Here is a 13,770-nt window from a genome sequence, read left to right as displayed (position 1 = left end):
TAAATTAGTTGATTGATAAGATTTAATTGATGTTTTAATCAATAAACATCAAAGCTGCGACTGTATTTTTTGTTGTTTCGTCAATCAAAATGGCATTTCCTGTATGAATATTTTCTTTGAAAGAATCAAAAAATAAAGGTTGATTTGTTTTTAAAACCACTTGTCCAATATCATTTAACTTGATTTCTTCAGATGGAATAAATTCCCAATTATTAATATCCCATTGTTGATCGATTGTTTTGATTTTTGCACGAACCGAATGAAAACGATGTTGCAACACATACGTTTTTCCTTGTTGTAATGCATTATTGTCTAACCAACAAATCCACGCTTTTAGCACATTTGTAGTTTGCGGTTCTTCGGAAGTTTTTACAATTGTGTCTCCTCTACTGATATCTATATTATTTTCGAGATGAATCACAACATTTTCTCCTGCTTCAGCATGTTGTACTTCTTCCAAATGACGTTCTATTTTAACAATTTTTGATTCGATATTTGATGGATAAACTTTAATAGAATCCCCAACTTTGTAGGCTCCACTCAAAATTTGCCCCGCATAACCTCTATAATCGTGATGCTCTTCATCTTTTGGACGAATTACCCATTGAACCTGAAAACGAGCTGCTAAATTTTTATCTGTTTCAATCGAAATTGTTTCCAATTGATGCAATAATGTTTCTCCATTGTACCAAGGCGTTTTTGCAGATTTTTCGACAATATTATCGCCAACCAAAGCAGAAACTGGAATAAAAGTTACTTCATCATAATTCAATTGATCTTGAATTTGTTGAAAATTATTTTTTATCTTTTCGAAAATATCTTGTGAATAATCAACCAAATCAATTTTATTAATGGCGATAATTGCTTTTTTAATTCCCATTAACGATCCAATACTTGCATGACGTTTTGTTTGAGAAGTGATTCCTTTACGTGCATCAACCAAAATAATAATCAACTCTGAATTTGAAGCACCTGTAATCATATTTCGCGTGTATTGCTCATGTCCAGGCGCATCTGCAATAATAAATTTTCGTTTTGCAGTCGAAAAATATTTGTACGCTACGTCTATTGTAATTCCTTGTTCGCGCTCGGCACGTAAACCATCTGTGATCAAAGACAAATCAATTTCGTCGTCTTCATTTGATTTACGTTTTTCTAAAACACCCAATTGATCGGTGTGAATACTATTCGAATCGTAAAGTAAACGTCCTATTAAAGTACTTTTACCATCGTCTACGTTTCCTGCTGTTATAAATTTTAATGTAATCATTTTACTTAATTCCTATAGATATTATAGAGTTTTGTTTAAAAAAATTTTGACTTAGAAATAACCTTGTTTTTTACGGTCTTCCATTGCCGATTCTGATAATTGATCATCCAAACGAGTTTGTCCTCTTTCGCTAATTCTTGTATTAATAATATCAGTAATGATATCGTCAATCGTAGAAGAATCCGAAGGTACAGCCGCTGTACACGTCATATCACCAACCGTTCTGTAACGTACTTTTTCTACGACAACCTCATCGTCTGCATTTGGCTGAATAAAATCTGAAGTCGCAATTAATTTATCATTGTAAACAATACATTCGCGCTCGTGGGCAAAGTATAAATTTGGTAATTCGATGTTATTTTGTTTTATGTAATTCCAAACATCTAATTCTGTCCAATTGCTAATCGGAAAAACACGTACATTATGTCCTTTTTCAATTCTTCCATTCAAAATATTCCACAATTCTGGACGCTGAAGTTTAGGATCCCATTGACCAAAATCATCACGAACCGAGAAAATACGTTCTTTTGCACGTGCTTTTTCTTCATCACGACGTGCTCCTCCAATACATGCATCAAATTCATTTTCTTCGATTACATCTAACAACGCATACGTTTGCAAGGCATTACGAGAAGGAAAACGGCCAGCAGTTTCTTTCAGATTATACTTTTTTATAGCATCTTCTACAGAAGCAACAATCAATTTTTCGCCAATTTTATTGACTAAATAATCTCTAAATTTTATCGCTTCAGGAAAATTGTGTCCTGTATCTACGTGTACTAAAGGAAAAGGAAATTTCCCTGGACGAAAGGCTTTCAAAGCTAAATGAATCAAAACAATAGAATCTTTTCCTCCTGAAAATAACAATGCTGGACGCTCAAATTGAGCAGCTGTTTCTCTCAAAATGTAGATTGCTTCGTCTTCTAGTTGATTTAAATAATTTTTTTCTTGACTTGACATTCTTTCTAACTTTCTAACTTATTTTTTGACAATAAAAAACTCCTCAAAATTTTGGAGGAGTTCATGAATTATTATTTTCGTAATTAATACGTCACAATATATTCCTCCTCTTTTAACGAGTGGCACATATACATTGACATATTAAATACTAAATTTTTCATTTTTTCTTGTTTTATTTCTGATTTCAAAATTATATTATTTTTCTAAATAAATATAATTAATAGAATAATTTAAATAACAAACCTATTTTTTAAACTATTTTATGAAAATTATTCTAAATAAATTTATCAAACAAAATAATAACCTATAAAACCGATAGATTTTATATTGTAAAAATAAAAATATTATTTAAAATACAAAGATTGATTCCAAAAAAAGATAAAAAATTGAATATTTCGGGGACTTCCTTACCTTTGCAAAATGTCAAGAAAAGCGAAACAAAAAATCATATTAAATAATATAGAAGTTTTACGTGCTGGTGCAAAAGGTGTATCGGTTGGTAAAACAGAGGAAGGGAAAACGGTTCTGATAAAAGGCGCAATTCCAGGAGACGTTGTAGATGTACACGTTTTGAAGAAAAAAAGCAGCTATTTAGAAGGACAAGCAATCGAAATTCACACAAAATCTCCTTATCGCGTTCAGCCAGAATGTGAGCATTTTGGTGTTTGCGGTGGTTGTAAATGGCAAGATATGAGCTATGATGCGCAATTAAAATTTAAGCATGACGAAGTGGTTAACAATTTGGTTCGTATCGGAGGTTTCAAAGATTTAGATGCTGAAATTGTTCCAATTTTAGGTTCTAAAGAACAATATTTTTACCGTAATAAATTAGAGTTTACTTTTTCTAATGCACGTTGGTTAACGTTAGAAGAAATTCAATCAGGGAAAGAATTTGACGACCGTGACGTAGTTGGATTCCATATTCCTGGTGCTTGGTCTAAAGTTTTGGATGTTACAAAATGTCACTTGCAACGTGATCCTTCTAATGCGATTCGTGTCGAAGCAAAACGTTTTGCATTAGAGCATCATTTAGATTTCTTCGATTTAAAAAATCAAGAAGGTTTATTAAGAACATTAATGATTCGTACTTCTCAGAATGGACAAGTAATGGTTTTGGTTCAATTCTTCCGAGAAGAGAAAGAAAATCGTGAAGCTTTCTTACAAAACTTGAAAGATAAATTCCCTGAAATCACATCTTTATTGTATGCAATCAATCCAAAACAAAACGATTCTGTTTATGATTTAGATATCGAAGTTTTTGCTGGAGATGATCATATTATGGAAAAGATGGAAGATTTGAACTTCAAAATTGGTCCAAAATCTTTCTATCAAACAAATCCAGAACAAGCTTACGAATTATATAAATTAACACGTGATTTTGCAGGTTTAACTGGAGATGAATTAGTATACGATTTATATACTGGAACTGGAACAATTGCGCAATTCGTTTCGAAAAAAGCGAAAAAAGTAGTTGGTGTAGAATCTGTTCAAGAAGCAATTGATGCAGCAAAAGCGGCAGCAAAATTTAATGGAATTGATAATTGTGATTTCTATTGTGGTGATATGAAAGATGTATTGAATCAAGATTTCATTAACGAACACGGAATTCCAGATGTAATTATTACTGATCCTCCACGTGATGGAATGCATAAAAAAGTGGTTGAAAATATTTTGTTCATGAATCCAAAACGTGTTGTTTATGTTTCGTGTAACTCTGCTACTCAAGCGCGTGATTTAGAATTGATGAAAGATCAATATAAAATTGTTAAAGTTCAGCCAGTTGATATGTTTCCACAAACACATCATGTAGAAAATATTGTACTTTTAGAGCGAATTTAAAATTCAATCAAAAAAAAAATGAAAAATATTCAACGTTTTCTAGCCTACTCAATTTTTGCTTCTATAATTTCTTTAGCATTTTATAGTTGTGAAGATGATGATATTTGTACCGACGAAGGTGATGTTCCACGCATGGTTGCTGATATGTATTATGATGGAACTAATGTTCCTTTGGAAGATTCTATTTATTATTGGGCGTATGTTTATAATGATTCGATTACGAAAGGAATTAGAGAAGCTACAGGAACGAGTAAAGATACTGTCTTAATCGAAAAAAATTCTGCTTTAGGGAAAACAAGTTTCGGAATTGCTTTGCGTCAAAATAGTAAAAAAGAGATTTACTATACTATAGCGCAAGGTCCAGATATAGATGTAAAAGATTCTATAACGGGTAAAGTCATCAGAACAATTCCTGCAAAACGTGATCGATTGATTTTAAAATACGATACGCTTGGAAATGGCTATACTTCTAAAGCTTGTGGTTTTGGATTAACTTTTAAAGGAGTTGATGTAAAATTGGTAACAAAAACTGGAAATGGAGCTGGAAATTGGATAAAGAAAATAGAAACTGTAAATACTGAAATTAAAGATGGTTCGACAACTATTATTAAGCTTTTTGCTGACGAGCGCAATTAATTTTGCATTTGGTCAAGAAAATAAAACTGATTCAACAAAAGTTTCGGTTACAGATTCTATTCTCAAAAAAAAATACCACGATATTTTTATCGGTGTAGACGTTTTCAATCCAATTGTTTCTGCTTTCAACGATAAAAAAGGAGTTAGCGCTTATGCTTCTTATCAAATCAATAATAAGTGGCATGCCGTTGTAGAAGCTGGTTTCGAGAAAAATAATTTCAATGAAATCAATTGGGATGTTGATGTTGACGGCGTTTTTGCAAAACTTGGTGCAAACTGGTTTATAACGCAAGATATCGAAAATCAATCGAACGGAATTTACATTGGTGGACGAATTGCGTATTCTAAATATTCGCAAACCATCAATAGTTATCCGATTAGAGATTTACAATCAAATGAGATTATAGGGACAGGAAGTTTGCCAAAAGCGAATGTAAGTAGTTATTGGATAGAAGCTGTTGTCGGTGGACGTGTAGAGATTTTTAAGAATTTTTATGGTGAATTAGCCTTACATCCTGCAGCTTATATTGGTGGTAAAAAAGATCAAGGAATTGATCCTTTGGTTATTCCTGGTTATGGGAAATATAGTGGTCCTTTTAATATGCCTGTTTTTTGGGGAATTGCTTATAAGATAAAGTAAAACTAAGGTTAAGATTTAGACTAAAGTTAAGATAAAGTATACAAAAAAAGGAACTCTAAATTGAGTTCCTTTTATGTTGATGCGAAGCTGAAATGAATTCAGCTTGACATTCTTTCTCTACATTATCATTAATAATCCTTAAATTAGTTTATCTAACGAAGTCATCCTGAACTCGTTTCAGGAACATATCATATAAGGAATTCTTATGAAAATATATTATGTTTATATACTTACAAACAAATATCGAACTGTTTTTTATATTGGAGTTACCAACAATTTAATTAAAAGAATAGAAGCTCATAAAGAAGGAATTGGTTCAGCTTTCACTCAAAAATACAATGTAAAATCATTAATTTATTTTGAAGATTTTACTTCAATTAGTCAAGATATGTTAAGAGAAAAGCAATTGAAAAATTGGAAACGGGAATGGAAAATTAATTTAATTAAATCTAAAAATCCAAATTTAGAAGATATTAGTATTCTATAATAAACAAAAAAGGAACTCTAAATTGAGTTCCTTTTTATATGTTCTAAAAAGATTTATAGATTAATCCAAAACCTTTGCTCCTTTTACTTTTTGATTCGTTAAAGCAATATCCAAAACTTCTTTCATTTCTTTTACAAAATGAAAAGTCATTCCTTTTACGTATTCTGCTTTAATTTCTTCAATATCTTTTCGGTTATCTTCGCACAAAATAATTTCTTTGATATTTGCACGTTTTGCCGCTAAAATTTTCTCTTTAATTCCGCCAACTGGCAACACTTTTCCACGAAGTGTGATCTCACCTGTCATTGCTAATTTTGCTTTTACTTTTCGTTGTGTAAAAGACGAAACCAAAGACGTCAACATTGTAATTCCGGCAGATGGTCCATCTTTTGGCGTTGCTCCTTCCGGAACGTGAATATGAACTTTATAATTCTCGAAAACTTCTGGTTTAATTCCCAATTCATCCGCATGCGATTTGATATATTCTAACGCAATTGTCGCAGATTCTTTCATCACAGTTCCAAGATTTCCTGTAATCGAAAGTCCTCCATTTTTCGCTTTTGATAAAATAGATTCGATAAATAAAATATCTCCACCAACACTTGTCCAAGCTAAACCTACTACAACTCCAGGTACCTCATTATTCTCATATTGATCTGGTGTAATAGAAGGTCCTAAAATTTTAGAAATATCTTCGATTGAATATTTAGCATTAAACTCTTCTTCCAACGCAATATGTTTTGCAGCTGAACGAACCAATTTTGCAACTTTCTGATTCAATTTTCGAACTCCCGATTCGCGCGTATAACCCGTAATCAAATATTCGATTTCTTTTTTACCTAACACAACATCTTTCTCTTTTAAGCCATGTTCTGTTAATTGTTTTGGTAGAAGGTGACGTTTTACGATTTCAGATTTTTCCTCGATTGTATAACCTGCAATATTAATCATCTCCATACGATCGCGTAACGGACTTGGAATATCTCCAATATTATTAGCTGTCGCAATGAAAAATACTTTCGATAAATCGTAGCCAATTTCTAAGAAATTATCATAAAAAGTTGAATTTTGCTCTGGATCTAAAACCTCTAACATTGCTGATGAAGGATCTCCATGCGCACTAGCCGACATTTTATCAATCTCATCTAAAACAAAAACCGGATTCGACGATTCAGATTTTTTGATTGACTGTAAAATTCTTCCTGGCATCGCTCCAATATAGGTTTTACGATGACCACGAATCTCAGATTCATCGTGTAAACCACCCAACGACATACGTACATATTTGCGCCCAATCGCTTCTGAAATAGATTTCCCCAACGATGTTTTACCAACACCCGGAGGTCCATACAAACAAAGAATTGGCGAACGCATATCTCCTTTCAATTTCAACACAGCAAGATGCTCCAAAATGCGTTCTTTCACATCTTCTAAACCATAATGATCATGATCTAAAATTTTCTTTGCATTCTTGATATCAAAGTTATCTTTTGTCAAGGTATTCCAAGGTAAATCCAACATAAATTCAAGGTAATTACGCTGAATATTATGTTCTGGCATTTGCGGATTTAGACGAGAAAGACGGTTGATTTCTTTATCAAAATGATTTGCTACATCTTCGCTCCAACTTTTCGTTAAAGCACGTTTGCGCATTTCATTAATTTCTTCTTCTGTCGAATTTCCTCCTAATTCTTCTTGAATCGATTTGATTTGTTGATTTAAGAAATATTCTTTTTGTTGTTGATCTAATTCTTTGCGAACCTTATTCTGAATTGTATTTTTCAACTCCAATTTCTGAAGCTCAACATTCATAAAACGCATCACTTCCATTGCGCGAAGTTTCATATCAGAAATTTCTAACAACAATTGTTTTTCATCTAAACTCAACGTCAAATTAGACGCGACAAAGTTGATTAAAAACGTATTACTTTCAATACTTTTTATAGCTCCTGCAGCTTCCGAAGGCAACATCGGATTTTCTTCTACAATCTGAAAAGCCAAATCACGAATTGATTCAATAATAATTGGATATTCTTTGTTGCGTGAAGTCGGAACTTTTTCTGTCAGAATTTCTACTTCTGCCTTAAAATAAGGATCATTTGAAACAAATTCTTTAACTTTGAAGCGTTTCATCCCTTGTAAAATCACCGTAATGTTTCCATCTGGCAATTTTATCATTCGCATGATTTTCGCAACTGTACCAACTGTATACAAATCGTCTTGTGTAGGATCTTCCACAGCAATTTCTTTCTGCGAAAGCACTCCAATAATGCGATCTTCTTTGTAAGCTTGTGTTAAAAGTTGTATAGATTTATCTCTACCCGCGGTAATTGGCGCAACCACACCCGGAAATAAGACAGTGTTTCTTAACGATAAAATAGGCAATACCGAAGAAATATCTTGCTTATTTAGCTTACTTTCTTCGTCTTTACTCATCAAAGGAATTAATTCGATTTCTTCTTCCATTACTTGTGCTAATGACAAATTGTCTATGTTCATAATTTTTTTATACGTTCAAAGTGTCAGTAAAACTATTTTTAACTGACGAAAGCCTTTCATAATAACAACATTATTAAGATTTGAATCTTGTCTAAAGCATTTAGAAAAGCGAGTATAAATAAGTCAAACGTTATGCCAATAAAATATATTGTCAGTTTTTCAATAAAGGTTTTGAATGAGGATGAATAAAAAAAATCGGGATTTACCCGATTTTAGATTTTGCAATTACTTTGCGGTACAATTCTTCATATTGCGGAAGAATATTCGTTTTATCAAATCGTATCGCTTGTTCTTTTGCTTGATAACTAAACTCTGCCAAACGCTTTTCGTCCTCTAAAATATAAATCGCTTTTTCTGCCATCATTTCGATATCTCCTACTGGGCAAACAAAACCAGTGACTCCGTTAATATTTACTTCTGGAATTCCGCCTGCATTGGACGAAATAACCGGAACACTTGCCGCCATAGCTTCAAGTGCTGCCAATCCAAAACTTTCTTGTTCAGACGGTAAAAGGAATAAATCTGCCGCTTTCAAAACATCATTCAAGTCACTTACCATTCCAAGACTTTTCACTTTATCTTGAATTCCAAATTCTTGAATCATTTGATCCGCCATATCCCATTCAGGACCTTCTCCAGCAATAATCAATTTCGATGGAATTTGTTTCTGGATCAAATTAAACGTTCCAATTACATCTTCAATACGTTTTACCTTTCTCAAGTTTGAAGTGTGCAAAATTACCTTCTCTTTTGGTTGCGCAAAATTATCACGACAACACACACATTTCTCTGGCAAATATTGATCATTATCAATAAAATTTGGCACTACTTCTATTTCATTTGTAATGTCAAATGCTTGTAAAGTATCTTGTTTCAAACTTTCGGAAACTGACGTTACAGCATCCGATTCATTGATCGAAAACTCAACAGCCGTTTTATACACAGGATGTTTCCCTACCAACGTAATATCTGTTCCGTGCAACGTTGTTACAATTGGTAATTTATACCCCTTTCGAGCCAACATTTGTTTCGTAAAATACGCCGCATACGCATGCGGGATCGCATAATGTACATGAACCAAATCTAATTCGTAATGCAAAACTTTATCATACAAAATTGTACTCAACGCCAAATCGTATGGCTGATATTGAAACAATGGATACGTTTCGACATGAATTCGATGAAAGTATATATTTGGTAATTTGATGTTTAATCTCGCAGGAACATTTGTGCTAAAAAAATGTACTTCATGACCTTTTTCCGCTAAATCCATTCCCAGTTCTGTTGCCACAATTCCACTCCCTCCATAGGTTGGATAGCATACAATTCCTATTTTCATTCGCGATTTTTATTTAGACAAATTTAAGGTAAAATTGCTTCATAAATTACTTGTCGAATATTTTCTCTCACTTTTTTAATGGAAAGATAATTTGGTTCGACGGTTTCATTGACACGATTCGAAAGAAAAATATACACTATATTATATTTAGGATCAGCCCAAACCATAGATCCAGTAAAACCTGTATGACCAAAACTTTCGACAGATGGGCCAACTTTAGAAATATGTTGCATTTTATCAAAACCAGCTCCACGATGATTTCCTTTGAATTGTTGTTTTGTAAATTCCGCAACTATCTCTGGCTTCAAATAAACCTCATCGCCATATTCTCCACCATTCAAATACATTTGCATCAATTTTGCCAAATCAATCGAGTTAGAGAATAAACCAGCATGACCAGCAATTCCGCCCATCATCGCAGCTCCTTGATCGTGTACAAAACCATGTACCAATTGATTTCTATAGGTTTTGTCGTATTCGGTTGGAATAATATCTTCTAAACTAAATTTTTCTTTTGGATTAAAAGTTGTGCGATACATTCCCAATGATTGATAAAATTTTTCTTGTGTCAGTTGATTCAAATCTTTCCCAAAATCCTTTTCTAATTTCTTCTTGAAAATATAATAGCCTAAGTCTGAGTATTCGTATGATTTACGGCCTAAAGATGATTTATAAATATCTTCGTAAATCGTATCTTTAATAGAGTTGATAATATAAATGTTATCTGTAACTTTTATCTGATGTTCCTCATCTTGCTTTCTCGAATAGAAATCTAAATATAATCGCGCATTTTTTACATTGACAGTTTCATTGTAAAAACCAATCCATGGCTTAAGACCAGCTTGATGCGCTAATACTTCACGAACTTTTAAGGAAGATTTGTTCGAGTTTTTTGCATCATTATCAATTTCTCCAATTGTTTGCTCAAGGTTTAATTTTCCTTCGTTTACCTCCAGCATCAACAAAGGCAACGTCGCCGTCACCTTTGTTACAGAAGCGACATCATATAAATCTGTCCACTTCACTTTTTTTAAAGAATTTTTATCTTGAGTTCCAAAGCTTTTATCATACACGATTTTCCCGTCTTTTGCGACTAAAATTTGCATTCCAGGCGTGTAATGATTTGCAATTGCTTCTTCGGCAAGTTTATCTATTTCTAAGAGTTTTTTTTTCCTAAATTCACATTTTCAGGTGCAGTAAATCCTAAACGTTTGATGTGTTTTGTTACAATTCCTTGCCCTTCTTTCAAGTTTTGATTGATATCTACCGGAAATGTTCCATCTGCATCAATTGCTCCAAAAATAACTTGCGCAGCAGCTGCTTGCGCATCTTTTGTATTTTGATAATGAACTGTAACCGCATCTAAATTTGATAAATCAAGATCTTTCAAACCATAAGGACTTGTGAATAATGAGAAGATTTTCTTTTTATCTTTTGGTAATGCTTTCAAAATTGCTTTCGAGTTATCTGACAATTTATATGGTTTGTAAACCGTTTCATTCGATAAAAACGCTCCCGAAATAATCACATCATAATCATTCAATAAATTGATCTGATTTGGATTTGAAATCTTCACCAACTCAACATTTGTATATTTTTGTAAATGTCTCAAAAATTGATCATAATCTGTTTGTTCAAGGGGAACAAAAGCTATTTTTTGATTCAATTTTTTAATTGGTAAAAGTTTGTGTTCATTCTTTACAACTGTCGAAGCTTTCTCAAAAATTTTAGTTGTTAACGCTAAATTTTCAGGAGAATTTAAATCTTCTAAAACATTTGCAGAATTTAAAGTTTTTATTTCATTTAAACCTGTAATATATTTTGCCATCAAAATTTTCTTCACACTTTCTTCTAAACGTGCTTCAGAAATCTGACCTTTATTTATTGCATCAATAATTTTTTGTTTCCCAACGTGTACATTTTGCGAAAACAATAAAATATCATTTCCCGCTACAAATGCTCTATAATCTACATCACCAGCAGGAAACATTTTTGCTACACCATCCATATTCAACGCATCTGTAATCACAATTCCTTTGAATTGTAATTCTCCTTTCAAATAATCTGTAATAATATTTTTAGATAAAGTTGAAGGTATTTTTGGATCTGGTTCTAAAGCTGGAACATTTAGATGCGCCACCATAATTGACTGTACACCTTCATCAATCATTTTCTTGAAAGGTGCAATGTGATATTTCTCTAAATCTGCTTTATTATCTGGAATCAACGGCAAAACTTTGTGCGAATCTTGATCTGTATTTCCATGTCCAGGAAAATGTTTTGCAGACGATAATACGTTTTGCGCACGCATTCCATCCATATAAGCAATTCCTTTTTCTGCAACTCGATCTGGATTTGAACCAAAAGAACGATTCCCGATAATTGGGTTATTTGGATTAACATTGACATCAACTGAAGGTGAAAAATTAAACTGAACACCCATTCTGTTCGCTTGTATACCAATTTGTTTTCCAACTTGATACACCAACTTATTATTGCGTAGAGCACCAAGCGTCATATTCCAAGGAAAACGCTCCACTCCTTTCAAACGCATTGCCAATCCCCATTCTGCATCCATTCCAATTAACAATGGAATTTTAGAAATAGATTGAAATTTATTTGTCAACTCAATTTGATGAGCCGCTTGATCTTGCATAAAAATTAATCCTCCGATATGTTCTTCTTCAATTAATTTTTGAATATCATTTTCATGCACCACATCTCTATTTGTATAGGCTGCAACGATAAATAACTGACCTACTTTTTCTTCCAATGACATTGAATTATACTTCTCATTCACCCATTTCATCTGAATAGAATCTTTGTACAATGGCGAAACGTGTTGCGCTTTCGAAGCTATAGGTAAAATAATTGTTAAGAATACGTATGCGATTACTCTTTTCATTCCGGAATAAATTAATTTTGCTTGTTTTTTCTTTTTTAGAAACATTTTTTAAAGGCCAATCAAGTTAGGATTGGTAAATTTATAGTAAATTGTCAAATTAAATAAATTTATATGAGTATTTTCAGTGTTGTACAGGATAGCATGTTGAATCATCCTGGACTAATAACTGTTTTTGGGGTTGCAGTAATTATTATGTTACTACTTGATTTAGGTGTTTTTAATAAAAATGCGCACGTGGTTTCGAACAAAGAAGCGCTTACTTGGACCATCGTTTGGATTTCCTTGGCGATGATTTTTAGTGGAGTGATTTATTTCGTTTTTAAAGAAGCAGATGGACATGCATTTGCCATCAATAAATTTTCGCAATTCCAGGCGGCGTATTGGATAGAAAAAGCCTTATCCGTAGATAATTTATTCGTCTTCATACTCGTTTTTGGATTCTTTAAAATTCCAAAAGAATATCAACATAAAGTCCTTTTTTGGGGAATTTTAGGTGCTCTTCTTTTTAGAGCAATCTTTATTTTTGCAGGAGTTGAATTAATTAAAATGACTTATTTACCAGCTTTTTCTATTGGAGATTGGCACTTTAATCTTGGTGATGAAGCAACTCATGCAAATTTTGAAGCAAAACAATTCTTCCGTCCAAATGTCGTTTTAACACTGTTTGGTTTCTTCTTAATTGTCGCCGGAATCAAATCTTGGAAATCAAGTGATGATGATGAAAATCAAGATTTATCACAAAATTTTGGTGTTAAATTGGTACACAAATTCTTTAAAGTTACACCAAATTTTGATGGAGATAAATTCTTTTCTGTACAAAACGGAATTAAAATGGCAACACCACTTTTCGTCGCTTTAATGGTAATTGAAGTAACTGATTTGGTTTTCGCTGTAGATAGTATTCCCGCTATATTCGCTGTTGCTCCAGACGATCCTTTTATTCTATATTCATCTAATATTTTTGCAATTTTAGGACTACGATCGTTGTATTTCTTGTTGGCAAATTCAATGGATAAATTCAATAAACTACATTACGGCTTAGCGATTATTTTAAGTTTTATCGGAATTAAAATGATTATTATGCCATTCTATCATTTTGAATCGACTATCTCATTGTCAATAATTGGTGGAGTTTTATTAACAACAATTATTTGGTCGTTAATTTCGAATAAATCAGAGGTTACGGAATAAGATT

Annotated in this window: 11 protein-coding genes; 5 read left to right on the top strand and 6 right to left on the bottom strand. The window is 32.6% G+C overall.

Features of this window, described 5'->3' with window-relative positions; translation table 11 throughout:
* Positions 1-34 precede the first annotated feature (34 nt).
* Both N5E64_RS02460 and cysD read right to left on the bottom strand, forming a co-directional pair.
* A complete protein-coding gene (locus N5E64_RS02460; protein WP_280035563.1) occupies positions 35-1,270 on the bottom strand; it encodes a sulfate adenylyltransferase subunit 1 in 1,236 nt (411 codons plus the stop codon).
* Positions 1,271-1,321: 51 nt separating this feature from the next.
* A complete protein-coding gene (cysD, locus tag N5E64_RS02455; RefSeq protein WP_114999573.1) occupies positions 1,322-2,230 on the bottom strand; it encodes a sulfate adenylyltransferase subunit CysD in 909 nt (302 codons plus the stop codon).
* A gap of 420 nt (positions 2,231-2,650) precedes the next feature.
* Here cysD and rlmD point away from each other — a divergent pair, with 420 nt between their 5' ends.
* The 4 genes from rlmD (at position 2,651) to N5E64_RS02435 (ending at position 5,832) form a co-directional block, all read left to right on the top strand.
* Entirely contained in the window at positions 2,651-4,069 is a 1,419-nt protein-coding gene (gene rlmD / locus N5E64_RS02450) for a 23S rRNA (uracil(1939)-C(5))-methyltransferase RlmD (RefSeq protein ID WP_221856669.1), read from the top strand.
* Positions 4,070-4,087: 18 nt separating this feature from the next.
* Positions 4,088-4,705, top strand: a complete 618-nt coding sequence (locus tag N5E64_RS02445) for a DUF6452 family protein (protein ID WP_280035560.1) — start codon at positions 4,088-4,090, stop codon at positions 4,703-4,705.
* Complete coding sequence (locus N5E64_RS02440) at positions 4,659-5,345, top strand: DUF6048 family protein (protein ID WP_280035559.1); 687 nt, start codon at positions 4,659-4,661, stop codon at positions 5,343-5,345. Before N5E64_RS02445 ends, N5E64_RS02440 begins: the two co-directional genes overlap by 47 nt.
* Positions 5,346-5,550: 205 nt before the next feature.
* Entirely contained in the window at positions 5,551-5,832 is a 282-nt protein-coding gene (locus N5E64_RS02435) for a GIY-YIG nuclease family protein (RefSeq protein WP_125348802.1), read from the top strand.
* A gap of 60 nt (positions 5,833-5,892) precedes the next feature.
* Here the strand turns inward: N5E64_RS02435 and lon are convergent, their stop codons facing one another.
* From lon to N5E64_RS02415, 4 genes are all read right to left on the bottom strand, one after another.
* Positions 5,893-8,331 (bottom strand): endopeptidase La, encoded by a 2,439-nt coding sequence (lon, locus tag N5E64_RS02430; protein WP_280035558.1) that lies wholly within the window; start codon positions 8,329-8,331, stop codon positions 5,893-5,895.
* A gap of 202 nt (positions 8,332-8,533) precedes the next feature.
* Positions 8,534-9,670 (bottom strand): N-acetyl-alpha-D-glucosaminyl L-malate synthase BshA, encoded by a 1,137-nt coding sequence (gene bshA, locus N5E64_RS02425; RefSeq protein WP_125348800.1) that lies wholly within the window; start codon positions 9,668-9,670, stop codon positions 8,534-8,536.
* A gap of 23 nt (positions 9,671-9,693) precedes the next feature.
* The gene (locus tag N5E64_RS02420) at positions 9,694-10,824 is read right to left on the bottom strand and encodes a serine hydrolase (protein WP_125348799.1); all 1,131 of its coding nucleotides are present in this window, start codon (positions 10,822-10,824) and stop codon (positions 9,694-9,696) included.
* Positions 10,825-10,826: 2 nt separating this feature from the next.
* Positions 10,827-12,575 carry a glycoside hydrolase family 3 protein gene (locus tag N5E64_RS02415; RefSeq protein WP_260391930.1) on the bottom strand — a complete coding sequence of 583 codons (1,749 nt, stop codon included), beginning with the start codon at positions 12,573-12,575 and terminating at the stop codon, positions 10,827-10,829.
* 111 nt (positions 12,576-12,686) lie between these two features.
* On the opposite strand from N5E64_RS02415, the gene N5E64_RS02410 reads away from it, so the two are divergent.
* Positions 12,687-13,766, top strand: coding sequence for a TerC family protein (locus tag N5E64_RS02410; protein WP_280035556.1), 1,080 nt, complete (start codon positions 12,687-12,689; stop codon positions 13,764-13,766).
* Positions 13,767-13,770: the final 4 nt, after the last annotated feature.

This window comes from Empedobacter sp. GD03739 (genome assembly GCF_029843245.1).
In the GTDB taxonomy this organism is placed as follows: domain Bacteria; phylum Bacteroidota; class Bacteroidia; order Flavobacteriales; family Weeksellaceae; genus Empedobacter; species Empedobacter falsenii_B.
This window is presented reverse-complemented; position numbering and strand designations above follow the sequence as displayed.